The organism is Mangrovibacillus sp. Mu-81, assembly GCF_036867415.1.
Taxonomy (GTDB): Bacteria; Bacillota; Bacilli; order Bacillales; family Bacillaceae_B; genus Rossellomorea.
This window is the reverse complement of record NZ_JBAJHU010000012.1, coordinates 1-25,054: the sequence shown is the minus strand read 5'-3', so window position 1 is coordinate 25,054 and position 25,054 is coordinate 1. Positions and strand designations below refer to the sequence as shown.

General features: G+C 40.7%; 29 protein-coding genes and 1 pseudogene. 5 read left to right on the top strand and 25 right to left on the bottom strand.

The features are described from left to right. Nucleotides 1-8: 8 nt before the first annotated feature. The 3 genes from V6B33_RS18610 to V6B33_RS18600 form a co-directional block, all read right to left on the bottom strand. On the bottom strand, nt 9-1,196 hold the full coding sequence (locus V6B33_RS18610) for a TraB/GumN family protein (RefSeq protein WP_334219183.1): 1,188 nt from the start codon (nt 1,194-1,196) through the stop codon (nt 9-11). 141 nt (nt 1,197-1,337) lie between these two features. Then, complete coding sequence (locus V6B33_RS18605; RefSeq protein WP_334219182.1) at nt 1,338-4,505, bottom strand: DEAD/DEAH box helicase; 3,168 nt, start codon at nt 4,503-4,505, stop codon at nt 1,338-1,340. 206 nt (nt 4,506-4,711) lie between these two features. Then, nucleotides 4,712-5,137 (bottom strand): VOC family protein, encoded by a 426-nt coding sequence (locus V6B33_RS18600; RefSeq protein WP_334219181.1) that lies wholly within the window; start codon nt 5,135-5,137, stop codon nt 4,712-4,714. 227 nt (nt 5,138-5,364) lie between these two features. Here V6B33_RS18600 and V6B33_RS18595 point away from each other — a divergent pair, with 227 nt between their 5' ends. Then, nucleotides 5,365-5,796 (top strand): hypothetical protein, encoded by a 432-nt coding sequence (locus tag V6B33_RS18595; RefSeq protein WP_334219180.1) that lies wholly within the window; start codon nt 5,365-5,367, stop codon nt 5,794-5,796. A 36-nt stretch (nt 5,797-5,832) separates the two neighbouring features. Here the strand turns inward: V6B33_RS18595 and V6B33_RS18590 are convergent, their stop codons facing one another. After that, a complete protein-coding gene (locus V6B33_RS18590; RefSeq protein ID WP_334219179.1) occupies nt 5,833-6,231 on the bottom strand; it encodes a VOC family protein in 399 nt (132 codons plus the stop codon). A 298-nt stretch (nt 6,232-6,529) separates the two neighbouring features. Beyond that, nucleotides 6,530-7,423 carry a TIGR01777 family oxidoreductase gene (locus V6B33_RS18585; RefSeq protein ID WP_334219178.1) on the bottom strand — a complete coding sequence of 298 codons (894 nt, stop codon included), beginning with the start codon at nt 7,421-7,423 and terminating at the stop codon, nt 6,530-6,532. A 237-nt stretch (nt 7,424-7,660) separates the two neighbouring features. Here V6B33_RS18585 and V6B33_RS18580 point away from each other — a divergent pair, with 237 nt between their 5' ends. Then, nucleotides 7,661-8,185, top strand: coding sequence for a GNAT family N-acetyltransferase (locus V6B33_RS18580; RefSeq protein ID WP_334219177.1), 525 nt, complete (start codon nt 7,661-7,663; stop codon nt 8,183-8,185). A gap of 118 nt (nt 8,186-8,303) precedes the next feature. On the opposite strand, the gene V6B33_RS18575 is transcribed toward V6B33_RS18580, so the two are convergent. From V6B33_RS18575 to V6B33_RS18500, 16 genes are all read right to left on the bottom strand, one after another. Next, nucleotides 8,304-8,618, bottom strand: coding sequence for a DUF3892 domain-containing protein (locus V6B33_RS18575; RefSeq protein ID WP_334219176.1), 315 nt, complete (start codon nt 8,616-8,618; stop codon nt 8,304-8,306). Between the two features lie 189 nt (nt 8,619-8,807). Then, nucleotides 8,808-8,954 (bottom strand): hypothetical protein, encoded by a 147-nt coding sequence (locus V6B33_RS18570; protein WP_334219175.1) that lies wholly within the window; start codon nt 8,952-8,954, stop codon nt 8,808-8,810. A 288-nt stretch (nt 8,955-9,242) separates the two neighbouring features. Beyond that, complete coding sequence (locus V6B33_RS18565; protein WP_334219174.1) at nt 9,243-9,743, bottom strand: GNAT family N-acetyltransferase; 501 nt, start codon at nt 9,741-9,743, stop codon at nt 9,243-9,245. A 105-nt stretch (nt 9,744-9,848) separates the two neighbouring features. Next, nucleotides 9,849-10,124, bottom strand: coding sequence for an adhesin (locus tag V6B33_RS18560; protein ID WP_334219173.1), 276 nt, complete (start codon nt 10,122-10,124; stop codon nt 9,849-9,851). Nucleotides 10,125-10,144: 20 nt separating this feature from the next. Beyond that, entirely contained in the window at nt 10,145-10,573 is a 429-nt protein-coding gene (locus V6B33_RS18555) for a protein-tyrosine phosphatase family protein (protein ID WP_334219172.1), read from the bottom strand. A gap of 19 nt (nt 10,574-10,592) precedes the next feature. Next, nucleotides 10,593-12,362, bottom strand: a complete 1,770-nt coding sequence (arsA, locus tag V6B33_RS18550; RefSeq protein WP_334219171.1) for an arsenical pump-driving ATPase — start codon at nt 12,360-12,362, stop codon at nt 10,593-10,595. 16 nt (nt 12,363-12,378) lie between these two features. Further along, nucleotides 12,379-12,744, bottom strand: a complete 366-nt coding sequence (gene arsD / locus V6B33_RS18545; RefSeq protein WP_334219170.1) for an arsenite efflux transporter metallochaperone ArsD — start codon at nt 12,742-12,744, stop codon at nt 12,379-12,381. Between the two features lie 92 nt (nt 12,745-12,836). Beyond that, nucleotides 12,837-13,256, bottom strand: coding sequence for an arsenate reductase (thioredoxin) (gene arsC, locus V6B33_RS18540; protein ID WP_334219169.1), 420 nt, complete (start codon nt 13,254-13,256; stop codon nt 12,837-12,839). A gap of 22 nt (nt 13,257-13,278) precedes the next feature. Next, a complete protein-coding gene (locus tag V6B33_RS18535) occupies nt 13,279-14,577 on the bottom strand; it encodes an arsenic transporter (protein ID WP_334219260.1) in 1,299 nt (432 codons plus the stop codon). 13 nt (nt 14,578-14,590) lie between these two features. Continuing rightward, a complete protein-coding gene (locus tag V6B33_RS18530; RefSeq protein WP_334219168.1) occupies nt 14,591-14,935 on the bottom strand; it encodes an ArsR/SmtB family transcription factor in 345 nt (114 codons plus the stop codon). Between the two features lie 197 nt (nt 14,936-15,132). Beyond that, nucleotides 15,133-15,735 (bottom strand): nitroreductase family protein, encoded by a 603-nt coding sequence (locus V6B33_RS18525; RefSeq protein WP_334219167.1) that lies wholly within the window; start codon nt 15,733-15,735, stop codon nt 15,133-15,135. Between the two features lie 85 nt (nt 15,736-15,820). Beyond that, a complete protein-coding gene (locus V6B33_RS18520) occupies nt 15,821-15,994 on the bottom strand; it encodes a hypothetical protein (protein ID WP_334219166.1) in 174 nt (57 codons plus the stop codon). A 36-nt stretch (nt 15,995-16,030) separates the two neighbouring features. Further along, entirely contained in the window at nt 16,031-16,858 is an 828-nt protein-coding gene (locus V6B33_RS18515) for a DUF4037 domain-containing protein (protein ID WP_334219165.1), read from the bottom strand. Nucleotides 16,859-16,943: 85 nt separating this feature from the next. Further along, complete coding sequence (locus tag V6B33_RS18510) at nt 16,944-17,765, bottom strand: protein phosphatase 2C domain-containing protein (RefSeq protein WP_334219259.1); 822 nt, start codon at nt 17,763-17,765, stop codon at nt 16,944-16,946. Nucleotides 17,766-17,800: 35 nt separating this feature from the next. After that, nucleotides 17,801-18,316: a GNAT family N-acetyltransferase gene (locus V6B33_RS18505; RefSeq protein ID WP_334219164.1), complete on the bottom strand. Its 516-nt coding sequence runs from the start codon at nt 18,314-18,316 to the stop codon at nt 17,801-17,803. A gap of 279 nt (nt 18,317-18,595) precedes the next feature. Further along, complete coding sequence (locus tag V6B33_RS18500) at nt 18,596-19,018, bottom strand: VOC family protein (RefSeq protein ID WP_334219163.1); 423 nt, start codon at nt 19,016-19,018, stop codon at nt 18,596-18,598. 176 nt (nt 19,019-19,194) lie between these two features. On the opposite strand from V6B33_RS18500, the gene V6B33_RS18495 reads away from it, so the two are divergent. Beyond that, nucleotides 19,195-20,235 carry an ArsR/SmtB family transcription factor gene (locus V6B33_RS18495; protein WP_334219162.1) on the top strand — a complete coding sequence of 347 codons (1,041 nt, stop codon included), beginning with the start codon at nt 19,195-19,197 and terminating at the stop codon, nt 20,233-20,235. Then, the gene (locus V6B33_RS18490; RefSeq protein ID WP_334219161.1) at nt 20,232-21,440 is read left to right on the top strand and encodes an MFS transporter; all 1,209 of its coding nucleotides are present in this window, start codon (nt 20,232-20,234) and stop codon (nt 21,438-21,440) included. The genes V6B33_RS18495 and V6B33_RS18490 overlap by 4 nt, the downstream gene beginning before the upstream one ends. A 28-nt stretch (nt 21,441-21,468) precedes the next feature. Here V6B33_RS18490 and V6B33_RS18485 read toward each other — a convergent pair whose 3' ends face one another. The 4 genes from V6B33_RS18485 to V6B33_RS18470 form a co-directional block, all read right to left on the bottom strand. Beyond that, nucleotides 21,469-22,029, bottom strand: coding sequence for a histidine phosphatase family protein (locus tag V6B33_RS18485; protein ID WP_334219160.1), 561 nt, complete (start codon nt 22,027-22,029; stop codon nt 21,469-21,471). Further along, entirely contained in the window at nt 22,026-22,595 is a 570-nt protein-coding gene (locus V6B33_RS18480) for a GNAT family N-acetyltransferase (RefSeq protein WP_334219159.1), read from the bottom strand. The genes V6B33_RS18485 and V6B33_RS18480 overlap by 4 nt, the downstream gene beginning before the upstream one ends. A 21-nt stretch (nt 22,596-22,616) precedes the next feature. Then, the gene (locus tag V6B33_RS18475; RefSeq protein ID WP_334219158.1) at nt 22,617-23,654 is read right to left on the bottom strand and encodes a serine hydrolase domain-containing protein; all 1,038 of its coding nucleotides are present in this window, start codon (nt 23,652-23,654) and stop codon (nt 22,617-22,619) included. Between the two features lie 207 nt (nt 23,655-23,861). Beyond that, on the bottom strand, nt 23,862-24,401 hold the full coding sequence (locus V6B33_RS18470) for a DUF402 domain-containing protein (protein WP_334219157.1): 540 nt from the start codon (nt 24,399-24,401) through the stop codon (nt 23,862-23,864). A 105-nt stretch (nt 24,402-24,506) separates the two neighbouring features. Between V6B33_RS18470 and V6B33_RS18465 the strand changes: the two are divergent. Then, a pseudogene (locus V6B33_RS18465) lies at nt 24,507-24,593 on the top strand (hypothetical protein); the annotation flags it as partial. Nucleotides 24,594-25,054: the final 461 nt, after the last annotated feature.

Here is a 25,054-nt window from a genome sequence, read left to right as displayed (position 1 = left end):
ACTTCATATTAGAGATTTTCAAAAAACAATCTGATAACATCCGCTCCACCGATGAAAGTTCCCAGAGAACTCCCGAGGTTTGCTAATACAACAATTAATAATACACGAGTCACTTTATTGGACCAGAAGCCCTTAATGCTTAAAACATCCTCTGATAAACGGTCAAAATCCGATACGTTCGGACGTTTAAAATACGCTTGGACAGCACCGGCAAACCATCCTGCTGCCAGCAGCGGATTCAAGGATGTAATCGGGGCAGCAACGAACGCCGTTACGATGGCTAAAGGATGTCCCAGACCTATCGCAACACCTAGTGCTGAAAATCCTCCATTCCATAAAATCCAGCTAATTGACTGCTGCACCCCTGCATCTGGGTTAGAAATGAATGTGTACGCGATGATGGCCAGAATGGATATCGGGATTCCCCACCCAATGATTTTAGGTAACTTGGATTTAAGAGGACGCTCATTTAGCCGGCCGAGGTCATGATCTTTCAGTATTTCCTCTTTGATGCCCGGTACATGCGCCGCTCCCAGTACAGCTACAACCTTCTTTCCGGGTGCCTCCTTAATTTTTTGGGACAGGTATTGATCTCGCTCATCGATTAGCGGTTTTTTCAATCGCGGGAATGCTTCGGTAAATTCATTTAGCATACCTTCGAGCATATCCTTCGATTTAAGTTTTTCAAGCTCTTCTTCTGATATACTTTCACTGCTGAATATACTGTATATAATCTGCGTAAGTAGTTTTGCTTTTCCAGTAAACCCCACATTGCTCCAAATACGTGAGAATGTCACCTGGATATTCCGGTCAGCAAGTACAAGTTCTGCACCTGTTTCATTTGCGGACTCTATTCCCTGAATCATTTCCTGTCCCGCTTGAATGCCAAGCTGCTTTGCCATTCTTTTTTGGAAAGAGGATATCGCCAGGTTCATTAATAAGAAAGTGGCTTTACGATCCTTGATTACCTTGAAAATATCGGTTTCCTTCCATTTTTCGCCTTGAATGATTGACTGATATCTCTGTTCATCCAATTCGACACACACTGAATCCGGCCGTTCTCTTTCAATTACTTCCTTTACTTCTTCAGCACTCTTTTTCGAGACATGTGCGGTGCCGATCAGTATGTATTCTTTTTCATCCAGAAAAATCCTTGTAATGTTTTGTTCCGTATCTCGTCCAGTTTCTAAAGACATTAGGTACCTTCCTTTGAATGCATAATGAAATCTACTTCTTTCAAATACCATTTTACCATTTTTACACAAAGTTGCTCACTAGTTTTTTTATCTTCAGCTTGACTGTTAAGAAGATCTTTGGTTTATTAGGAAGCTTGACAATTAGAGCATTAATATTTCCCTTATATCATCTTCAGAAAGGGGTGAATTTTTATTACCGGTTGAATCGACCATTTCTTCGATTAAATCCCTCTTTTTATCCTGAAGCTCATTCATCTTCTCTTCAATGGTGCCGCGGGCTACCAGTTTAATCACCTGTACCACGTTTTCCTGTCCCATCCGGTGGGCCCTGTCCGCTGCCTGTTCTTCCACTGCAGGATTCCACCATGTATCATAAAGGATCACAGTATCCGCACTATGAAGATTTAGACCCGTCCCGCCTGCTTTCAATGAGATAAGGAAAACATCCCGATCCCCTTTATTATAACGGTTGCATAACTCCAGCCTGTTTTCCGGCGGTGTATTTCCGTCCAAATAGAAGAATGGTATATTCTTTTCAGTGAGTTCCCTTGAGATGAATTGAAGCATTTTAGTAAACTGGGAGAAAATCAGGACACGTCTTCCCGATTGCATCGACTCTTCCATAATTTCCATAAGATGCTCAAGTTTTGCGGATTTTCCATCATACCCGTCAACAAACAATCCGGGGTGGCAGCATAACTGGCGTAATCTCGTTATGCCTGCAAGTATTTTTATTTTGTTCTTCCGTAATGTGTCTTTATCGAGATGCTTAAGTGTGTCATGCCGGAGTTTGGCCAGGTAGGCTGCATATAATTTCTTTTGTTCAGGAAGCAGATCGATTGTTTCCCGAGTGTCGATTTTATCCGGCAGTTCCTCAAGCACATCTTCTTTTACTCTTCTAAGCAAGAACGGCTGGACTCTTCGTGCGATCGTACTTCGGGTTAATTGGCTGTAATCCTTTAGACCCAGGAAGAGCTGAGGGAACACGACATGATAAATAGACCACAGTTCTTCTATTGAATTTTCAATCGGTGTTCCGCTAAGCGCAAAGTGATGTTTAGCCTTGATTTTCTTGACGGCACGTGCTGTTTGGGTTACAGGATTTTTGAAAGCTTGTGCTTCATCGTAAAATACTGCTGAAAAATGCCGTTTTTCGAACCAATGGATATCGCGACGTACGATAGGATAGGATGTGATGATGACATCGATTCCAGAGAGGTCCGACTGCAGTCTTGTTCTATATGACTTGCTTCCGTCCAGGACCATTGATTCGATATCAGGGGTGAACTTGGCGAATTCGCTTAACCAATTATATGTGAGCGAAGAAGGACAGACGATGAGTGCGGGTGTTCGGTCCCTTCTGATGTCCTCAAGGATCGATTGAATGAAGGTGATGCTTTGTATCGTTTTCCCAAGCCCCATATCATCAGCCAGGATACCGCCGAATCCGTAATGTGCGAGCATCTTCATCCACTGAAAACCTTCCTTTTGATAATCTCTAAGGATTAAATCAAGTTTGTCAGGAACTTTAAATTTTAATTTGTCTGGATGGCGTAGAGTATCGAGAAAATCCCGGAATGATTTTTCAATTCTGAAACCGCCGCTTCCGTCGACATGATCTAAAAGTTCGAGACATTGGTTCATAGGCAGGTCCAGTCCGTTCATCAAGGATTCCGAACTCACTTCCGCCCGGCCAAGAAAGCGATGGATTTCTTGTGCTTCTTTTGTTTCGAGGGCCATGAGGGAACCGTTTCGCATCCTGTAATACTTTCTTTTTTCCTCAAGTGCTGATAACAGTTCGTGAATTTCGCTTTCCGCTATTCCGTCCATATCGAATTTGAACTCGAGCCAGTTGGTTCGTTCACGCTTCACCTTCACCCTTATCTGCGGCTTTGCGTTTCCCCGGAATATTCGATTTCTAACAGCAGTCGTAGCATAAATTCGAACGTCTCTTTGCAGTTTGGGCATTTGATAATAAAGGAAATCGAATTCCAACTCTTCATTATGAAGGAAATAGCCACCCTCCGTCCGGGCAAATGAACTGTCTTCCAAAATTCCCAGTATTTCCTCTTCCCTTTCAACGTCCCGAATGATCAATGAAAAGATTGGTCTATCCCTCTCTTCTAATGGGTTGAAGGCGAATTGATCATACTGAAATTCAATTCCTGCAAGCAGTTTATTATGTACACGATCCAAGTAGAGTTTTGCTATCAATGGAGATTTAATGAATTGGTCAGATAATATTTTGGAGATTTGTACCTTGCCCAACCTCCTGAGATGTGGTGCCACTTTTTCAAGGAAAAAGCTGATCTTGTCGTTTGGAATGGTTATTACATTTGTACTGGATGCTTCAAGCATGGTTTTCAATTCGGCAAGTCTTGTGCAGTCAGTCTCATTTAATTCAACTATCTTCCCTTCGTAGAGAATCGAATGGTAAGGCTTTACAATGATCATTTGTGATAGTCCGGAAATGGTCAGGGTAAACCGTTTGTCCGCAGTTTCATCGAATTCAAAGGTCAACGGTAATTCTGTGAGTGATTTCTGCATGCCAGGGAACTTTTTGCCCAAATACTCCACCTTTACTCCTGGAGCTTCTACAAGCAAAGGGAAAATGACTTCCCAATTCGACGGAGGGAGGAGAATTGTCGCGTTATCTGTTATTTCTTGCACATTCATTTCTTCTGTGTAAATTTGTTCATCCAGCAATACTTTGATCAATTCGTTCATTACTGCATCTGCTTCTCTGTTGAAACAAAAATTCTTTGTTGTATATGTAAAGTTTTCGGCAATCTTGATAGGTCTGCCTTGTTTCAACAACTTTAGAAATGACCGCAAATCTTCAATTACATGATTATTTATTATCATTTGAAGTCCTATGAGGTGTTGCCCTCCGCCTATTGAGACAGGTGTGCATACAAATTCTGCATCGACCGTTTCCCTTGTCTCAAAGTACCGTTGTTCACCACTTGTGCGGCTTCTGCCTTGATTGAATAAAGTGAAAAAGTCTTCCGCCAAATCACTGGATGTTTGTTGCATTTGTTGAATGGCAATCAATACAGAAGCGATATGCTGACAATACAGGTTGAATGATGCCAGCTGAGGGCAACTGCACTCTGCCTGCAAATCGCCTGCAGGGTCTTTTTTAATCAAAACATGAAATTGTTCTCCACCCTTTACTGTTGCTGTACATTGATGTTCATTACAGTTTTCTATTTTGACTTTATTGGATCTGAAGTATGTCTCCCCTCTCTTAAAGGAGACGTTTCCACACATATCCAATATGTTTATATCGTTAAGCTTGATATTCATGGTTTGCTCCTTTTAGGGTCTCTGTGGACATTTGATAAGTCGATTGTATCATATGTTTAGAAGGTTTCATTTAGTTTAATTGATTTGAAATCAAAAAGAGCCTTCCCTAACGTTACCAGGGCAGGCTCATTCTGCTGTGATCAAATTATGTATGGTTCCAAGTTAGCTGTATGGGTGATATTGTAGTGGCAAAAATGAAGAAAAGTTTACTTTTCTTCGCCTGTATAAATCTGGAATGTTACTCCGAATTTGTCAATGACGCATCCGTAAAGGGGGCTGAAGAATGTTTTCTGCAATGGCATTGTTACTTCGCCGCCTTCTTTTAATCCATCAAACAACTTCTTTGATTTCTCCGGGTCGTTTGTTGTAATGCAGAGAGTGACTTGGCTTCCTTCTGAATGAGGCTGCCCGGGAAATGTGTCACTGAACATTAATTCAGATTCTCCGATTTTAATCGTGGCATGCATGATGCGGTCTTTCGCTTCTTCCGGCAACGGATATTCAGGGTTGTCGGGACTTTCCCCAAAAGACTGAGAGAATAGAATCTCTGCATCCAGGGCTTCTTTGTAAAAGTTAATTGCTTCTCCTGCATTGCCATCCATCACTAAATAAGGAAACACTTGTACGGCCATTGTAATCAGCTCCTAATAATAGAATCATCTTGTTTCAACCCTTCTTGGCCACGCCTCTAGAATTCAAGTTTCTTCCATCACCCACTACAATTTCATCATACTATACGGAACAAATGTTCGCAATATGAATTTTGGTTTATTTTTCAACTATTTCATCCAGTCTTTGGTCTATCAAATGGACTTGCCTAATAGGTATTAGTAAGACATGTATACCTGGAGGTGTGTAAATGTACGGGACGATTGAAGTGTTTCCACTGGAAAAAGTAATCGGTTATGAGGATTTGTATGTGGACGCAGAAGAAGTTAGCTGTTTGAAGGCTGGTGTAATCAGCAGGATATGTTTTCGAATATATGAGGATTTTTCTTTTATCACTTATGATATAGATGGAGCTTTTAAAAAGTATATAAATGTGGAAGATGGATTATCTACATCATCTCTAGACAGGGAAATGCTTTCGTTTCACACCACATATGAAGTAAAGGATTCAGTAACGATCGAAATTGCCGGATTGAAACGAGATGCGACTATCAATTCCATTGAAATAAATTGGACTCATAATGAATGCAATGTCTGTTATGGAATAAAGGACCTTACCGAAACGGTTTATTATGGAATCCCAGAAAAACGATTGAAGATGTGGAACAGGGATAGAGGTTAAAAAGGGTTTTCTAATCCTGGTTCTTTTCCGGCCTTATTAAATAGGCGAGACCAATTCCACCTTCACTCGGTCCGGGTCTTCAAAGTAAACCGCATAATGACCTTCTCCCCCGGCAAATGGGTACTTATCTGTATAAAGAATGGTTATGTCTTTTTCTATCAGCTTGTTTCTCACTATATCAACTTGCTCTCTCGATTCTGCATGGAAGGCAAGATGATTGATTCCTGTACAGCAGCGATGATACTGTCTGTTCAGAAACTGTTCTTCTGTCTGTACAAATACAATATAGGTGTCCCCTAATTTCCAACTTTGTCCTCTATCCCACTTCTGATGTGAATGATATCCCAGTTCCTCAAGCAGCCAACCCCAGAATTCGATAGATTTATTTAAGTTGGAGACATTTAATTCGATATGATGCAAGAGTCCTTTAACCATAAGGCTTTGTCCCTCCTTTAACCATTTCAGATATAATATTACCATGAACCCCGCAGCATTTGGGGTTTTAAGTTAATACTAGTGTAAAAATAGGTGGGCTGAGGCGTTATAAAAGCCTCACTTAAAAAGGCTGGGGCAATCACAAAAACTATTACCTAAAACGGCATATTCTGTGTAGACTCTACATACCGCTAATGATTTCCGTGCAAGACTTCGCGTTCCGCGGGTAAGCCTCGGTGCTGGACAAGTCTCACCTGACTATCTTTTTCAGTAGAAGTCATGCCAGCAGGTCCTGATATTAACGACTTTTCAGAACCTCATCCAGTGCTTCGCTGATGGTGGGAAATGAAAATGTGAAGCCTTCATTTAAAAGCCTTTCAGGTATGACCCACCTGCTTTTTAAAATCAGTTCGGTTTCTGTCCGGATAAATACTGCGCCAATTCCCAGCATCCATCCTGGTGATGGGAGACCGATTTTTTTATTCATTTTTGCTCTTAATACAGACATGAGCTCACGATTCGTGATCGGTTTCGGCGAAGAGCAATTGAAAACACCTGTTAATTCTTCCCGCTCATGAATAAATAGGATGATTCTATAGAGATCCTCGATATGAATCCAACTGAACATTTGAGTTCCTGGTCCTTGAATTCCGCCAAGTCCAAACTTGACCAGGTTTTTGTAAGGTATCATGACACCGCCACCACTTCCAAGTACGATTGCGATTCTGAGGGCTGCCTGTCTTGTGTTGGGCAGATCGAAGGAAAAAAACGAACGTTCCCACTCTTTCGCTACTTCCACAGAGAATCCTGATCCGATGTCTCCATCATATTCAGTCATTGGTCTGTCCTCTGCATGTCTGTAGATGGTAGCTGTGCTCGAATTAATCCATAATCCCGGTGGATTGCTGCATGCTTTTAGAGCTTTCCCAAGAATTTCAGTGGTTGTTGTCCTGGATTCAAGAATATCCTTTTTATTTCGATCATGATAACGGCAATTGACAGATTTCCCTGCAAGGTTGATAAGCAGATCAGAGCCTTCCAATGCTTCTACGATCCTGTCTTCGTCATGCCAAGTGATGTGAAGATCATTTCTGGAGATGATCTTCACATGATAGCCCGCCCCCGTTAGCTTTTCTGATAAATACTGACCGACAAAACCTGTACCTCCTGCAATAACGACCTTGTTACTCATGAAACTATCCCCTTCCCCGGATCTCTTTGTGAATGTTTTCACATAAAGTATACTATGAATTTCAACTGTTGAATATGGCTATTCTGCTTTTCACGATATATAGTGATGGTTTTATTATAGACTTTGATATTCAAGCGATTCGATATTCATGTTTATTTATGATTTGGTATAATATTGTTATATTAATTTTTTTTGTCATTTCCGTTTTTAATAACTATATTAATTGGAGTGAGATACGTGAATTTCACATTTGAAGTCCTTCCCGAAGAGAGAATTGAATGTCTCCGCGAAAGCTGCAATAAATTGATGGCCTTCCAAAAATCGGTGGCATCTATCAGGCCGGAATTATTCGACACAATGAATTTCGAAACACGTCTGCTGCCTTCAATGGAAAAAGCTATACATAATTACACAGTGGTTGTGAAGAACAATGATGAAATCATCGGCTACGTCTATTCAAATATTTCGCCAAAGGATACGTATTCGAATGAATTCGCCACATTCTTTGATGTAACCTCTGTTAATAAACCATATGTCGGCTGCCTCTCCCAGTTTTATATCAAGGAAGGGTTCAGGAAGTACCGAATCGGATCTCGCCTTTTTTCGATGTCTCTGGATTGGTTGAAGGAATTTGATGAAATTGAAGATATTTTTATATTTGTTTCAAACGGTAACAGCAATGCCCTGGAATTTTACAAACGTAAAGGATTCAATATCAGCCATGATATTCTCGATGGGTTTATCACAGTCTTAAGAAATTAATATGTTGCTTAGAGAAATATGCATTTCATTTGCCCAGTCTGTTTTGTCCATATTTCCTTAATAAATATATAAGAAAAGAGTCTTCCAGCGATCATAGCTAAAGACTCCTTTGTTCATACTAAAAATGAGGCAGATTATTTAAATTATTCTCTTCAATTCCATCAGGTTCGCTTCGTATGATATCCCTTCCGTATCTGTGGAAGACATCTACATGTGCAAGCTTACCTTCTTTCGCTTCTTCAAGAGCTGCAAGATAATCCAATTCGCGCCCGCTTTCCGTTTTGAAGGCAATTATATCATCGTCCCCATTTTTTCGGATGGCTGTGATCTTCTCTGCATCACCATTAAAGGGCTGTGAGTTTTCCTGCTGTAGATGGTTTGCCCCATCTTGCTTATACTCATTAAATATTTGTTCAAGATCTTTGTTTTCCAACTGCTTCACCTCCCGAACATACGTTTAGTATGTGCAGGAAGAATGGGTTTTATTTAATGGATATTATCATTTTTGTATTGGTAATTTCGTTGTACTCACTAAAACCAATTATCATGAAAGAAATTTATAAACTGGGCATGTTTCATTCTAGAGGAATATCCATAGTAATCATTTTTCTGTGCCCGACAATCAATCCATCCACTTCAAAATAATGATTGATAAGAATATGATCGCGATGATGACGACGTCGTAATGACTTACGAGTTTTGTAGTTTCTATCAGTTTTAGTCTATGCTTGTTTTGAATTTTAAATGAGTCTTTCTTATGGTTGTCCATCGTTTGACCCCCTAATAAAATTCTAATTATCGCATGAAATTATATTCTCTCACTGTTACAACTCCCGACATTTCATTACTAGTTACATCTAAGTGAGAATATAGTAACTTTATCACAATTCAGCAAGTTGTAGTATGAATATTTTGAAAATAGTATATGAACGATACCTTAACTTTTAATGGATATGCCCCGTTCCGAATTGTCTTATCAATTGGATCATCAAAGTGTGGAATACGAGAGATGATGATTTCAATCATTTTCCTTTGTTGGGTTTATAAGGAGGAACGTCTAAGTACCTGTTTTCTCACTTCTTCTTTCCATTAAGACAACATCTCTCCATACACCATCCATCTCTCCAATACGCTCACGACGCCCTACCTCGCGAAAACCATGCTTCAAATGTAAATGAAGGCTTGAAAGATTTTCGGGGAAAATTCCGGATTGCAAGGTCCAGATCCCATTATCCTCGGACAATTCTATTAATTGCTTTAATAAGCTGCTTCCCACACCTGAGTTTGCACTTAATTGAGAAACGTAAACACTCACTTCTGCAACTCCTGCATACACACATCGGCTCGAGACAGGACTCAAGGCAGCCCAACCTGTTAGTTGACCATTGAGATAAGCGATGATACGACAATCCGGACGATGGGAGTGATCCCATTCTTCCCATGATGGTTCATCTTTCTGAAAGGTTGCGTTACCTGTGGCAATTCCCTCCATGTATATTCTTCGAACTTCATCCCAATGTTCAGGGCGCATTATTTCAATAGTGATCTCCTTTATCATTCTGCCACCTGCTCGTCTATTATTTTCATTTATATCAGAAGTTTAATATTATTCAGTTTATTAGAAAAAGACAGCTTCTACAAGTAGAAACTGTCTTCTCTAAACCTAGCAGCAGTTGCTGGCACCAATTAACACAAGACCTTCACCCTCTGCGCTTTTCTCTGTATCTATCGTCAGTCCTTCCGTTGTTTCAATACTTGTATCCTGTGCGACCTGGATTCCGTTTATCATTTGAATGTAATCAGAATCTACGGGATCCTCGAGTGATACTGAGAATTGCGGGCCGCAGCAGCCGTTTATGCTGGATAAACGGATTCCCTTTGCACCATGTTGTTGTAAAACATCCTGTAATAATTCTGTAGCACGATCTGTAATGTTCATCGTTTCGTTCCACTTCCTTTCTATGCTTTCGGAAATAGTCTTTTAAGAGATTGTTTCATTTCCGGCTTCACCTTGATTTTCGGTCTTGCTGCCTTTGCAATTTCTTCGGCCTCTTCAATGGATGCAGCTTTCTCCAATGCAAGCAGGGAACCAATTGCGACTGTGCCAGTACGATTGCTCCCTCCCTGGCAGTGGAAGTAGATGTTTTTTCCTTCATTATATGCTTTCATTACATAGTCAATCGATTTTTGAATGGATTCATCCTGGCTATCTCTATCATCCACAATCGGGCTGTGTACGCGATTATATGTCACATTAGCATATGGTGCTTCCGCTCTCAAGTCGAACACCAGGTCAATATTTTCGTTTTCTGTCACTTCATCAGCATCGTCTGCTCCACCAATATAGATTCTTGATTTCACCAGTTCATGATAGTTCTTCGTTGTCATAGGTAAAGCCTCCATACTGTCACTTCGAAAAGTCCTTCATTTTGTTGTATCCTATTTTTTCATCTTCCATCCATGGTATGGCGGCTGTTCGCTGAGAATATTTCTTAGTCACATTGTTGATCCATTCCTTTTCCGCAAATGCCTTCAACTGCAATACCGGATCAGTAGTGCCCGTTTGAAGCAGGCTTTGATTGATTACCCACCACACGGGAACGATGTCGGCCCTCTTTAAATCATCCTGCAGACGCGAGGCTTCTAATACGGGTGTTGCTTCAGCAAGAGTAATTATTACTACGGCTGTTTCTTTTGGGTTCCGTATCTTCGGCAGTAGAGATTTCACGCTGTCTGGTACTTCTCCAGCCGATTTCTCGATTTCTCTGCTGTATGATTCCGCTGCATCTAGCAGTAACAATGTGTGCCCGGTAGGTGCCGTATCAATGACGACAATTTCATTCTCTGAGCGGGCTGCTACTTTACTGAATGCATGAAAGACAGCAATTTCCTCTGTGCATGGGGAATTCAAGTCTTCATCTAAATAGGCGAGACCGTCTGAGTCAAGTTCTTGACTTGCTTTCTTCAATACTTCAGCTTTGTACTTTTCAACTTCTTTTTTTGGATTAATGCTGCTGATGGTCAGACGTTCATTTATTTGTTCTTCCTGAAAATGATACGCCAAATGAGCTGCAGGGTCTGTTGTCGTTAAATGAACAGAATGGCCATTTTCAACCAGTCCTACCGCAATGGCCGAAGCGACGGTGGTTTTTCCCACCCCTCCTTTTCCCATTGTAAATATCAATTTCTTATCGGTTACCGACATGTCTGCAATTAAATCTTTCAATTCAGCCGTTTCCATGTCTCTAAATCCGCTTTCTGCTTCTTGTGCAGGAAGTGTAAATTGTTTAAATAGATATCGCAGGTTCTTCACACCGGTGAGCGAATAAGCAACAAATGACAAGGAATAACTCGCAACCTGCTTCAAATTTTTTGGCATTTTGCTTAATGCCGACTGCTGTTTTTCATAGAATGCTTTTGATACCTTGTCTTCTGTTACTTTTCTTTGAAGTAGACCATTGATGATCAACAGTTGATTGTTTATACCAATTTCTTTAAGTTCGCGTGAAGCTCGTCCGGCCTCTGCTAATGACGATCTATCTGGTCTTGTGACCAGTAATAGCGTTGTTTGAAGTGGATCACTTAATACATCAACTGTTTTGGAATAAAGATCTTTTTTGCCGGCTAAACCTGATAGAGGTCCGAGACAAGATGCACCGTGGGTACTTTCATCTAAAAAGCCATTCCAAGCAGCCGGTAATTGAAGCAAACGCAGCGTATGACCAGTTGGTGCTGTGTCAAAGATAATATGATCAAACTCTTCAATCATTTCTTGATTGGCAAGGATTCCAGTAAATTCGTCAAATGCTGCAATTTCGACCGTACATGCCCCGGATAATTGTTCTTCCATCGTTGTAACCACGGATTCCGGAAGCTTCTCTCGATAAGGTCCAACTACTCTTTCACGGTAAGCCCTTGCCGCTTCTTCCGGGTCCAAATTACTAATGTAAAGGTTTTCTACCTGTTCTACAGGTTTAGGTTTATTGGAACATTCCATATTAAACACATCCTGAAGATTCGAGGCAGGGTCGGTACTGATGAGAAGTACTTTTTTTCCGCTATCAGCAAGTGCTACAGCAGTGGCACTCGCGGTTGAAGTCTTTCCAACCCCGCCTTTTCCCGTTAAAAAAAGAAATGGGGTATGTACGATATGACTTGGATGATAAGACTGAAACATGATGTCCCTACTTTCTTTATTTTCGAGATTTCAAATCAAATGATAAGCGAACTTTAGGTTTCTCAGTTAATTCTTCAGGTTTAACATTAAACCACTTCGAAAGTTCCTCGTTTGCAGGATAACCGCCTACTTTCATTATTTCTCCGTCAACAATAACGACCGGCAGAGCGTCTGGTCCTTTTTCTTGAAGAAGATTATTAATCGCAGCATTTTCTGTGAATTTCTCTGGCTCATTCGTTAATTGATAACGGGAAATTAAAAGACCTTTTTGCTCTAAAGAATAGATGGCAGAAGCAACTCTTGTTAATTCAGGATCTACACCTGGTCCACAGACGCCAGTTGAACAGCACATTGCAGGATCAAAAATTTCAACTTTTCTCATGCTCATTCTCCTTTTACTATCGTTATATAAGCATATACTTATACTATTTAAATAAGAATACCAAGAGAACTTCTTCTCTTGGTTATTCTTTGTTATTCACCAGTATCCGCAAATCGTTTGATTCTTTCCCCTACTTCATCACGGACGCGTTGAAAGAAAGCCCACTTTTCTTCTTCTGTTCCATCTGCTTTTGCCGGATCGTCGAATCCCCAGTGTTCGCGTTTAACATGAGGAGGAGTCATCGGACATTTATCCGCTGCATCGCCGCAAAGTGTTACAATAAGGTCAGCGTTGTTCAAGATTTCAGGGTCAATAATGTCTGAAGTCTGGTTGGTGATGTCAATGTCGACTTCCTTCATTGCTTTTACTGCATTTGGATTCAATCCGTGTGCTTCAATCCCGGCACTGTACACAGCCCAGTCGTCTCCCAAATGTTTTTTAGCCCAGCCTTCTGCCATTTGGCTGCGGCAAGAGTTACCTGTACATAAGAAATAGATTGTTTTTTTAGCCATGTTGATCTTCTCCTTTAGTGTATTATTGGATAATGAGTAACCATATATAAAGTCCAACAAGTGTAATGAACAATGTTGGGATGGTCAGAATGATTCCTGTTTTGAAATACGTGCCCCAGGAGATCTTTACTCCTTTAAGCGAGAGAACGTGAAGCCATAATAATGTAGCAAGCGAGCCTATCGGTGTGATCTTCGGCCCTAAGTCGGAACCGATGATATTCGCATAAATCAGTGCTTCTCTCATCACGCCGGTTGTATCTGTGTCGGCGATGGCGAGTGCGTCGATCATGACGGTCGGCATGTTATTCATGATCGATGAAAGGATGGCCGCAATGAATCCCATCCCCACGGTTGCTGCGAATAGTCCTTGATCGGCTGTCATTTGGATGACATCAGCCAAGACATTTGTCAATCCGACATTACGAAGTCCATACACGACTACGTACATTCCTATCGAGAAAAACACGATTGCCCACGGTGCACCTTTGACAACTGTCTTCGTGTTAACTGCCGGACTTCTTCGCGCCATGAATAAGAAGAATAATGCGATGATTCCTGCAATGATTGAAACCGGAACACCGATAAATTCACTTGCAAAATATCCTGCCAGCAGTATTGATAATACGAGCCATGACAACCGGAACATCCTGTGGTCTTTGATCGCTTCTGCCGGCTTCTTCAATTGTGAAAGATCATAATCCTTTGGAATGCTTTTTCTGAAAAACAAGTACAGGACCAATATGCTTGCTCCCAGAGAGAAGAAGTTTGGCACAATCATTCTTGAAGCATATTCAACAAATCCGATATCAAAAAAGTCTGCTGATACGATATTCACCAAATTACTCACAACTAATGGGAGTGACGTGGTATCAGCAATGAACCCTGATGCAATGATAAAAGGAAAGACAAGCTTTTCGCTGAAATTCAGGTTACGGACCATTGCTAATACGATCGGTGTCAATATGAGTGCTGCCCCATCATTTGCAAATAATGCCGCCACGACAGCTCCTAACAGGGAGACATAAACAAACATGCGCACTCCGTTTCCTTTTGCAGCTCTCGCCATATGCAATGCGGCCCATTCGAAAAATCCGATTTCATCAAGAATGAGAGAAATTATGATGATTGCTATGAATGCTAGGGTTGCATTCCACACAATCGATGTAACATCGATAACGTCGTTAAAGTCAACTACCCCGCAGATCAGGGCAATAATTGCTCCTCCACAGGCAGACCAGCCGATTGATAAGCCTTTTGGCTGCCAGATGACGAGGATAAGTGTGATAAGAAATATCACGGATGCCAATACTATCATCGTAATTCGTTACCTCCTATTATTCACATGAGATGCGTAATCCTTTTTCTTCTAATTCAATAAGTTTGAAGTCCTGGCTAGGAAGATGATTGAGAAGGCTCTGGACCATTGGAAACACATCACTTTCCCGGTTAAGAGAATATATGATCCATTGTCCCTTTCGCTTTTCCTTTACAATTCCGGCATCTTTCATCTTTCGGACATGCTGGCTGATGGCAGGCTGACTCATCTTAAAGATTTCTACAAATTCACACACACAGCAGTCGTTTGTATCTAGTATTTTCACCATTGTCAAACGGGTTTTATCCCCCAATAATTTCAATATCTTTGCAGAGTGATCAATTTCGACAACGTTTTCTTCCATGTAAAGTATACCTCCCGACTTCATTCATGTATTAATATATAATAATGTACTTATATGTTCAAGGGGAAGTTTGATGTTTTTGTATTTTTATTACTTAGCACAGTCTCTTTTACCATAAAAAAACACGCGGAATATGTTTTCCGAGTGCTTTTTCACTAGAATTTTTGACTAAACATTTTTTCAAAAATCGTCATCTGTCAATTCTTCCTTAGCTGTTCAAAATCATTCTCATTACCAAGCCATGTAACACATCCGCTGACATCCTTGCGTTTCCCTGCAGGAGCTTCTTTCTTCGGATATCCAAAGTAAAGGAATCCAAGTACTTTCCCTCTATGGGATAATCCGAATAGTTCGTTCATTGAACGGTGATAACACGGTTTCCCGGTTCTCCAGATTCCTGCCAATCCCAGTGCATGTGCAGCCAGCAGCATATTTTGAGTTGCAGCATAAGCTGCTCCATATTCTTCGATTTCTATCACTTTCGGGTTTCCATTTGGTTCGACTGCAACTGCAATGATCAGCGGTGCACGTAATGGCTTTCCTCCCGTTTTTTCAAGCTTTGCCTTACTTTCTTCACTCTCCGGCGATTCCATATTTTCCTTTGCAATCTCTACGAGTGCACCCCCAAGCAAGTTTCGTCCTGAACCAGTCAGGACATAAAATCGCCAGGGCTCAGTTTGATGATGGCTCGGTGCCCAGTTCCCTGCTTCCAGAATTTTTTCAATGACGTCATTCGGGACTGGTTCATCCTTTACAAGTCCCATGCTTCTTCTTGCTTTGATTGCTTCGAAAATATCCATTCGATCACCTCTTATATGTTTTTTCTTAATCATATGTAGTTGTTCTTAAAGATACGTATCTTAATTCAATTCCTGAGTTAACTATTCAATGACAGCTGACAGACCATTTAAATGCCAATAAGCTTTTCTTTGCAATTGGCATCTTATGATTCTCCACACATGAATTCTTCGCATGGTTGAACGCTTTATTGTTTGCAATGACCGCTGTTACTAAGAAGCTGCAGGTGATGATTACTGTTGCAACTAGTTTCTTTTTCATGTTGGACTCCTTTTTAAGGATAAGCGATTCCCAAACTCACTTCGAATATTCCAAACTATTTTTCAGTTCACTGGTAATTAATCCTGGATAATGGCCTTCTACAAGCGCTATAGATTCCGTCAGTAGAACAGTTAGTTCCTTTAAACTGTTTTCAGGGTTACCTGTCAAAATATCTGCTAATCTCTCATAAAGATTGTCCGGTTTCTTACTCATCTGGCCGATGCTTTGTTTCATCCATTTAAAGGAAGGGTGATGTACATACATATTATTCAATCCGAATAATAAGCCAAGTAGTTTCATCTGAACAGCACAAATGACAGAGTAAAGCATCACCCAGTCTTGTCTGTCTAATAAAGCTTGACGGTTATGCCATTGATTCCCAAGGTGCAGGTTCTCCAGGATCATTGTCTTCGACAAATCAACCGGATAATGAACAAGTTGGTTTTTCAATACATTGATATTTGCTTCCCCGTAAAGTGATTCGCCATAATGGAAAGATGCAGCAATGCATTGCTTATCATAATCCGTTTCATTATGGATCATCACCTCATCTATAATTCTTTGGACTGATCCTGTCAGAAAGCTGCTGATTTCAAGCTTTACTCCATCATTCGTCAAATATGATTCTGACCATTCTTCTTCTTCGTATGGATGGTATGACAGGATTGAACCGTTTGCTTCTTTAATGGGATGCTGTCGATTTTGATCGGTTGGAGGCTCGCTCCATAGGATGTGCAGTTCTATATCCGAATGTTCATCCTGCCAGTGCCGTGAAACGGATCCCGCGAGCAAGATTGACTCTATTTTTGGATTTTTTTTATATAGTCTTGATATCTCAAGTGCTTTTTGCTTTAAATTATTCATTTCGTTATTCCTCGCTCGTCTAGTAGTTTAAGATCAATGTCGATTATTGAATTAAAGTCAGAGGAGGGATTAGAAAACCCTGGATTTAATTCATATCACTCGGCAACACTGCATCATGTTTATTATCAAACTTCCAGGTAACAATCGTCGTACTGTCCTTAACCCCCTTCCTTTTAATTTCTTGAATCAGATTTAGTACACCATCTTCAAGTGACCCATTACCAAACTCATTCAGGATGGCTGCTGGTTCTCCGAAATGAGTATTCGGGCATTCTGTCAGTCCGTCTGTCGTCAAAAATATTTGGTTATCACCTGTTCTTAATTCTTTTGTACCTGTACTATAAGTGGGTACCGCCTTGTTGAACGTACTGTTGTGACCCACCCATTCATAAAAACTTCTGTGATTCTGTTGAAATTCGCCCAAAGCAGTAAATTCGGGATGAAATAGATGTACGATGCAGTCTCCTACTGAAAACCACCATAGATAATTTTCCTTCCTTAATACAAATAAGCAGGCTGTTTCTCCCTGAATTTTTTTTGCTGCTTCTCTGAAACCGTCACTTACGAAAGTTTCTATAATTAAGTCTTGTAACCCAACGAAGGATTCTCGGGTTTGTTTATGAATGACTTCATATACGAGATCTTTTTTATTCTCAAATGTATTCATCACTAATTCTACGCTTTCTGCTGAATCATGACCGTCCAGGATCATAGCAAATTCCCATTCTCCCGGTGAGCTCCACACAAGGCATCCATCCTCATTTTTATATTGTCCCGAGGATGAATTCCCGCCGTATAAGCCGATCACAATCTCACCATTAAGAGATCGTATGCGGGCTTCATCTATACAGTTTTCATGACTGCCCACCCAAGTGAATTCATTCATACATCCGCCTGCTTTGTTCATCACAGTTCTCCTTCTTTCAATATCATTCCTCTGCGTTAACGCGACGAGGGACGGACCAGCAATTTGGACATATAGTATTCGTTATGAAATTCACCATTGATGATAAGGGAATTTCGCTTTGTGCCTTCTATTTCAAAACCGCTCTTTTGATAGAGTGATATTCCTGCAGTGTTCCTTGTTACAGCTGTGAGTTCCAACCGAGAGATTCCGTGATTCTTCGCCCACTCTTCAACTGCTTGAAATAGCTCAGTCCCAACTCCCTTGCCCCTATACTCCATCAAGATGCCGACGACAATATAAGCCGAATGCCCTGTCCTTTTCACAGAACCGCCAATCGCCATCAGGTAACCAATCATTCTGCCTTCATTCTGCGCAGCCAATATCACTGCATTTTCTTGCTTCTCTACTCGTTCTATCATCATTCTTTGCTTCTCTAAGGTCGTCTGACGTTCTCCGGGCTCCATGAGCATATATTCAGCACTTGTTTCAACTTCCTTGATCAGGTTCATGAGGTTTTCCGCATCTTCAATTCGTACTTTTCTAATGTTCATGTGTGACCTCCGTATTAATCAGACGATACTGTAATCTCGCTAACATATTGTTAATTACCCTGCATTTGTTAAATAATTGGAGAATACCATGATCATGTGGTTCTCCATGACTTGTACCTCTTCTGTCAGTAAGATTATACCAATTATCCCAAATAACTCTCTACCCCTTAATGATTTTATTAATTATATATAAAAAACTGATTCACTTTACAAACCCCAAAAAAAGCTCAGTGTTTTTAAAAAACTGGGCTTCTTAATTTTACGGTCATATGAAATCCTTTACCTCCCTCTTTCTAGGAATTTTTCTTTGAAAAGTGGACTCAACTCACTCCAGACATCAAACCTATTACCATCGGGATCTCTGAAGACAAAGTTTCGGCCCGCATGTCCCCTGTTCTCAATTTCCCCGACTACAAGCCCTCTATCAATAAAATCCATGTGCAGGGAATGCAATGCATCCAGACCATCGACTTCGAATGTCATAGAAAACCTCACTTTCCCCTGACAGTCCAAAAAGTTTGCTGTTTGTCCTTTTTCTGCTTTCACAAGAAAGAAGCTCTGATTTGCAAGATCAAGTATGGCTTTCTCTTCATCTTTATAATTCACCACTGCACCCAGTTCTACTTCGTACCATACGGCGGCACGCTCGACATTACTTACCGGAATATAGGTTGTACCCACTCGAATAAGCTTTTCATTCATGTTAGTTCCTCCTTTTACTGAATTACTATTTCTTCATTTGATAAGGGAATCCCTTTTAATCTGGATATATTTTCAAATTATAAATATATTTTGCATAATTAATTCGAAAAATATTGAACAATTCATCATTATTGTATATCCTGTAAACAACACATATTACCAAAAGGAGGAAAAATATGAAACATTATTTACCCCAATCCAAAGAAACGGCAACCATTAAAGTTGATTCATCGCCCGTGTGGGAAGTCATTCTCGGGATAGCAGGATACACACATTCAAAACTCCGCCATACCTTTGATTTTGATGAAGAATGGGAAATGGACTGCCAGTCGATGCCGGCTGCGTTGATAAATATCTTAAGTTGGATCGAAGACACAAACTTCTGGTACTCCCTTATCATGCTTCAAAATAAATTGTCAGCAGAAAGTATTCGAGATTTTTCGAATTATATGAACCAACTCACTGCTGAAGAATTTTATGAAACAGTGCTGCCTTATAAAAATAGACATTACGAAGACATAAGAATATCCCTAGCCTGCAGTATGTTAAAAAAACAATTCTTACATGAATATGCTGAACAATTCGCCGGCCACGAATTTCTTGCAGAATATATTCATAATCTGTCCTCCATTCGTTTTGATGAGCTAAAGGATTCATTACTGGAATCTGTACAGGAATGGTTTGACTGGATCAGCCAAAAAGAAGAATGGTTGAAGTGGGGAAAGGCAATAAAATCTGAAAGCATCCTGGGTGCATCAATAGATGAAACAAATCCAACCGAAGAAATAAAACGGATAACAGGGGGAGTACATTACATACCTGAACCTTCGATTTGGACAATCAAATTGATTCCCCATGTTTCTTACCGTCCATGGGTAATGGAACAACGAACCTCAGAAACAAAACTCTTCTTTTATCCGATTAAAGAAGAATACTTATTGGAGCCGGGAATACCCGGAAAGGCCCTGATTAATGGCCATAAAGCGCTGGGGGACGAAACCCGATTGAAATTACTTTTCGAACTTATGAATGGTCCTCTATCCCTTCAGGATATCAGCGGCAAATTCAAACTTTCCAAAACGACGGTTCACCACCAGCTCTCTATATTAAAAGCAGCGAAATTCGTCCGGGCGGAAAAAGGGATTTATTCGTCAAATGAATCACAAATTCATTCTTTAACAGATAAGCTCGATCAATTTTTGGGAAGAAGACAATGAGCAGATATTCGTCTGGATTCAAAGCATTATGGATAGGAGAAATCGTATCAGAGTTCGCGGGGGCAGCGGGGGGAATCATAAATGGTCTGTTGTTATATGAAATCACTGGTTCGAAGGAATGGATGGGTGCTCTGTGGCTGGTCTACTTCATTCCGTCATTAATTCTGCAGTGTATAAGTTCTCCCTTCCTGAACCATGTAGTAAAGGCGAGAATGTTAAAGAATATGCAGTTGATCAGGGCGGTCGTCTATCTGTTCCCTTTACTTGGATATCTGATTGGAAATGACAAGGCTGTTATCGTCGGCCTGATTGTCCTTCAAAGCTTCCTCGGTTTATTGCAGCCGATTTATGCCAGTCTATCTTTCTCATTGGTTCCTGAGCTGTGCAAAGAAGAAGAGTTGGTAAACGCGAATGGTCTATTGGATGGGACGCTTCGTATGATGAGTTTTTTGGCACCCGGAATTACCTCCTTATTTCTCTACCTGATTCCTATGCATTATGTATATGTCTTTTCAGCCTCTTTATTTTTATTAAGTTATTTTTCGCTTGCACGAATCAAATCACCAATTCAAATAAAGGGTGCAGCATGGACTAGGAAAATTTGGTGGTCGGAAATGAAAGAAGGCTATAAAAGGTTTTTCACCACACCGGACCTTGTCAGACTGACGTTTCTATCTTCACTTGTTCAATTTGCTGTAGGAACTACCATGGTGTTAAGCGTGCCGTACATTAGAAGCACATTGAACGGCGAACAATGGGAGTACGCCATCTTTGCGGGATCCTTCCCTGTCGGGTATGCAGTCGGCACATTTTTACTTAGAAAGTTACCACGCACCTCTGTTTTTATGTATACAGGATTAATCGGCGGCGGCCTATCATTCTCACTTTTATTTTTGGTAGATTCTGTTCAGCTGGCTTGGCTTTGTGAACTGTTTGGAGGAATTATGTTTCCACTCTTCAATGCTCAAAGTGCATCCTATTTTCAGCAGTACGCACCTCGTGATCGACTCTCGCAATTAAGCGCAGTTAGATTGTTTTTCCTCCGGATCACCATGCCATTTGGGATCCTTTTTGCATCAGTCAGCATGATGGAGGTAAGATTCATTTTTTTTATCATTGGAGCATGCATCTTCATTCCCGGGACATATTATCTGATTAAATCCCTCATTCAATCAAAACAGTTAGTTGATGCAGGAAAAACGTGAAAACGTTTAAAATAGGAAGGGACATCGATTATTGAACATTCGATATCCCTTCGACACGTTTAATCGCAAACTCATACTTTTTGTAATCACCGTTGTTAGAGGAAAATTTCAAAATATTCCGGTCTTCAGGTACACCATTGAAGAAAGCCCCGATTCCTCCAGTTGTACATCTATGTCCGGACAGCAGTATGTTGATTTCTTTTTCTCCAAACAACTGCTGCAGATCCCCCATAAAGCTGAATACTCTCTTTAAGTAATCATGAATATCTTCCATTCCTGCGTATACATTTCTGTCGGGAAGGATTCCATCAAACTGTACTTCATGCTTCTTTAATCCGTCCGCTTCCCCTAAATGGAATACATCAAGCCTCGGCTCTATGACTGGTAGCATCCCTGTTGAAATTTCAGCTGTTTCCTTGGCTCTCTCCTGGGGAGAGGAATACACGTAGTCGAACTTTATGTCCCTGAGTTGTTCTCTTAGCCTCTCAGCTTGCTTCCGCCCTTCATCATTTAACGGCAGCCCGTTTCTCCCCTGCAGCCTGCCTTCTTTGTTGAGATCCGTTTGCCCATGTCTGACAGCGTAAATCATGTGCGCTCCTCCTTATTTAGATAATTATACTCATCCATCAGGACACTATACATGGCTGAGTCCCGCCATCCGCTTTTTATCAAGAGGTTTTCCCGTATGACCCCTTCTTTCGTCATGCCGATCTTCACCAGTACTCTTGATGAAGCGATGTTATTCGGATCACAAGTAGCTTGAATTCGATGCAATTGAAAGTGTTTAAATCCTAATTCAATCACTTTCCTAGCAGCTTCAGACGCAACGCCCCTACCCCAATATTCCGGATGCACGATATATCCAAGTTCACCATACTTATGGTGAACTTGGATATTCAATTCAATTGCCCCTATCAGTCGGTTATCCTCTTTCATCAAGATTGCAAACATGAAACGGGTTCTGGGTTCCTTCATGGTATCAGCTATTACTTCCTTCATGAACACCTTCGTATCTTCCACTGTGTTCGGCCCCCAGGGCTGATACTGACAGACGATTTCCTGTGAAGCGTAGTCATGGACTTCTTTCCAGTCTCTTTCCACCATTTCTCGTAATCTCAGCCGCTCTGTTGAAAGTAAGCGTTCAGGAATTACCATGTTTTATTCCCCATTTCATACTTATTTTTCTTGAAATCTTTTTGCTAAAACAGCACAGACTTCATTTCCAAAGTTATTGATATCCCTGAGATAATCATAACCTGAAGGGTTTCCTATCTTGTTATACATCCGCACAGCAACAGCATCGTATTCCGGAATGACGAGACAGGCACAGCCTGAAGCACCGAGGATTTGATAAGACCCAGCCGGCACTTCTTCCCCCAGTTCACTCAACTCATATTTGTTTTCATTACGAAACCAGAAGAAGCCGTTCTGCGGTCCATTCTTAAGTGATTCAGGTGTCTGGATTGCCGTGGTCATGTCAAATATAGCTTGCGGGAGAATTTGTTCTTCGCGGATACGTCCTCTTTTCAAATGCAGATATCCCCAATGAGCAAGCTCTCTTGCACTGACAAACAGATTTCTTTCAAAACCGGTTTCATCTTCCAGCCTGATAACAGGTTCATTTATTTGATTAATATCTCCCATGAGGTTTAAGCAAGACTCTGTTTCCCATCCGGTTTCATTATAATGAAGAGGTTTGAAGGCATGTTCGGTAAGAATCTCATTCACCGTTGAACCAGAAACCTTCAAAATTATTGAATACAACAAAGAAAGTCCTGCACTGTTGTAGTCCCAGACCGTCCCTGCAGGGTGCAATTTTGTGATACCCTGCTGATCATCACCATCACCCAGCCCATGTGTATGGGTGACCAGGTGTCGGATCGTAATCCCATTGTATCGGTCGTTCTCGCCAAGATAGGTTGAAACGGCTTCATCCAAACTGGCTATTTTCCCCTCATATATCAGTAATGCGACGGCAAGTCCTATGTAACTTTTACGAACAGAATAAACATTAAAACGTGTCTTTTCATTGATTTTTCTAAGCGATAATGGATTTATTCCATCATACTTTTCCGCTATCACTTCACTTCTTTGGATGATGAAGACGGAGCTCGCAGAAGCAGAAATTTGATTTTTGACTCTGCTTACGTAATCATACAGCTCATTAAACTCTGCAGACTCTCGTCTTGTCAGCATCTCTTGGATGTTGTTCATGTTTCGGTTCACTTCCAATCGCTAAAATAATAGTAAATCTGATTCCCGAAGCGCCAATTAACTCCGATTATTCCCTCCATTCCTCAATTACGGTCTTTATTCTTTTTGCGTGAATTGGCTGCAGTGATGCCCGCAACCAATGGAATGCAGATGATGACCCATGTCCAAAAGCTCAACTTATACCACTCCGATCCCTATTTGAATCAGTTACTTCAATTCTTTTTCCAAAAGTCCTTTATGTTCCTTGCTCAAATCAAATAATATAAACTCATTTTGTTCTATTAATCTTTTAATTCTTTCACACTCAAACCATGCCAGATCAAATTGTTCTTTTGTGATGATCTTTTCTTCGAATGCTTCCTGGAGTTCATCTTCATCCAGTAATATCAACTCATCCGTTGGCAATACAACGATATCAAGATACAAGTCATCGAGCCATGGGACACCGTTTTCTGTCCCTATATCCTGACAAATATCGATGTACCACTGTACGATGTTACCGTTTTGATCGAATACCGTGAGCATACCGAAGTTTTGACCCAGTGGAAAGTGCTGGAGCCACATATAACCGTCATCCACAATCGAACGCTCGCCGTCCCCGTATCTGACGTTCAATGGTGCGGCCACTTTGATGGCATGCAGCAGAGTGATATATCCTTTAAAGACTGGTGTCTCTATATATGTCTCGGCATACTCCCGTTCGATGACTCTTTTCCAGGTAGGGTGGTTTCCATATTTTCTTTTCATTTGTTTCCCCGATCTTTATGAAGTGTTGTGCATGTACATCTCAATATATTTTAGCATAATTTTCCTTTTAATTGTTTGAATTGTATGATTACGAAGGTCGAGAGCAAATTGACGGATTGTTCATCCAAATATCCAAGCATCAGTGACATCTATATGGTTGAGGGTGACTCAGCCGGCGGTTCTGCTAAAAGGATTACATCAGAGCCACTTTTGAATCGGGGAGCGAATTGTTTATAATTAAGGAAAGTCCCACAGAAAAGTGTCACCCGGTCAGAACGCAGCCTTATGTCAGAAACCGTGCTGCTTCTCTGTCAATTTTTTTAAAATTATAAAAATTCGCCCGCAACTAAGTGTAATATCTTGAAAAAACAAGCTTATAATGATTATAATTATCTTAATCATTTATCAAGGAGTGGATGGATTGAATGGACACCCACAGGAGTAAAAAAATTTCTAAATTATACAGAAAGATGATTACTTCTGAAAAAACGAAGGCCTTCTTAATTTACAAAGGTCTCGATGAGAAGACGAAAGAGGAATTGCATACATTCATGAAAGATATGAATTCACCTCATTATGAAATGCTCATAGAAAAGTCAATCTGAAAAGATAATTGAACCAGTATATGCAATCGAAAAAGGCATGTTCAGCAC

Excerpts from the sequence above, each read along its gene's own strand:
- V6B33_RS18610 (WP_334219183.1), bottom strand. The coding sequence starts at position 1,196 with ATGTCTTTAGAAACTGGACGAGATACGGAACAAAACATTACAAGGATT.
- V6B33_RS18605 (WP_334219182.1), bottom strand. The coding sequence starts at position 4,505 with ATGAATATCAAGCTTAACGATATAAACATATTGGATATGTGTGGAAAC.
- V6B33_RS18600 (WP_334219181.1), bottom strand. The coding sequence starts at position 5,137 with ATGGCCGTACAAGTGTTTCCTTATTTAGTGATGGATGGCAATGCAGGA.
- V6B33_RS18595 (WP_334219180.1), top strand. The coding sequence starts at position 5,365 with ATGTACGGGACGATTGAAGTGTTTCCACTGGAAAAAGTAATCGGTTAT.
- V6B33_RS18590 (WP_334219179.1), bottom strand. The coding sequence starts at position 6,231 with ATGGTTAAAGGACTCTTGCATCATATCGAATTAAATGTCTCCAACTTA.
- V6B33_RS18585 (WP_334219178.1), bottom strand. The coding sequence starts at position 7,423 with ATGAGTAACAAGGTCGTTATTGCAGGAGGTACAGGTTTTGTCGGTCAG.
- V6B33_RS18570 (WP_334219175.1), bottom strand. The coding sequence starts at position 8,954 with ATGGACAACCATAAGAAAGACTCATTTAAAATTCAAAACAAGCATAGA.
- V6B33_RS18565 (WP_334219174.1), bottom strand. The coding sequence starts at position 9,743 with ATGATAAAGGAGATCACTATTGAAATAATGCGCCCTGAACATTGGGAT.
- V6B33_RS18560 (WP_334219173.1), bottom strand. The coding sequence starts at position 10,124 with ATGAACATTACAGATCGTGCTACAGAATTATTACAGGATGTTTTACAA.
- V6B33_RS18555 (WP_334219172.1), bottom strand. The coding sequence starts at position 10,573 with ATGACAACGAAGAACTATCATGAACTGGTGAAATCAAGAATCTATATT.
- arsA (WP_334219171.1), bottom strand. The coding sequence starts at position 12,362 with ATGTTTCAGTCTTATCATCCAAGTCATATCGTACATACCCCATTTCTT.
- arsD (WP_334219170.1), bottom strand. The coding sequence starts at position 12,744 with ATGAGAAAAGTTGAAATTTTTGATCCTGCAATGTGCTGTTCAACTGGC.
- arsC (WP_334219169.1), bottom strand. The coding sequence starts at position 13,256 with ATGGCTAAAAAAACAATCTATTTCTTATGTACAGGTAACTCTTGCCGC.
- V6B33_RS18530 (WP_334219168.1), bottom strand. The coding sequence starts at position 14,935 with ATGGAAGAAAACGTTGTCGAAATTGATCACTCTGCAAAGATATTGAAA.
- V6B33_RS18525 (WP_334219167.1), bottom strand. The coding sequence starts at position 15,735 with ATGGATATTTTCGAAGCAATCAAAGCAAGAAGAAGCATGGGACTTGTA.
- V6B33_RS18520 (WP_334219166.1), bottom strand. The coding sequence starts at position 15,994 with ATGAAAAAGAAACTAGTTGCAACAGTAATCATCACCTGCAGCTTCTTA.
- V6B33_RS18515 (WP_334219165.1), bottom strand. The coding sequence starts at position 16,858 with ATGAATAATTTAAAGCAAAAAGCACTTGAGATATCAAGACTATATAAA.
- V6B33_RS18510 (WP_334219259.1), bottom strand. The coding sequence starts at position 17,765 with ATGAACAAAGCAGGCGGATGTATGAATGAATTCACTTGGGTGGGCAGT.
- V6B33_RS18505 (WP_334219164.1), bottom strand. The coding sequence starts at position 18,316 with ATGAACATTAGAAAAGTACGAATTGAAGATGCGGAAAACCTCATGAAC.
- V6B33_RS18500 (WP_334219163.1), bottom strand. The coding sequence starts at position 19,018 with ATGAATGAAAAGCTTATTCGAGTGGGTACAACCTATATTCCGGTAAGT.
- V6B33_RS18495 (WP_334219162.1), top strand. The coding sequence starts at position 19,195 with ATGAAACATTATTTACCCCAATCCAAAGAAACGGCAACCATTAAAGTT.
- V6B33_RS18490 (WP_334219161.1), top strand. The coding sequence starts at position 20,232 with ATGAGCAGATATTCGTCTGGATTCAAAGCATTATGGATAGGAGAAATC.
- V6B33_RS18485 (WP_334219160.1), bottom strand. The coding sequence starts at position 22,029 with ATGATTTACGCTGTCAGACATGGGCAAACGGATCTCAACAAAGAAGGC.
- V6B33_RS18480 (WP_334219159.1), bottom strand. The coding sequence starts at position 22,595 with ATGGTAATTCCTGAACGCTTACTTTCAACAGAGCGGCTGAGATTACGA.
- V6B33_RS18475 (WP_334219158.1), bottom strand. The coding sequence starts at position 23,654 with ATGAACAACATCCAAGAGATGCTGACAAGACGAGAGTCTGCAGAGTTT.
- V6B33_RS18470 (WP_334219157.1), bottom strand. The coding sequence starts at position 24,401 with ATGAAAAGAAAATATGGAAACCACCCTACCTGGAAAAGAGTCATCGAA.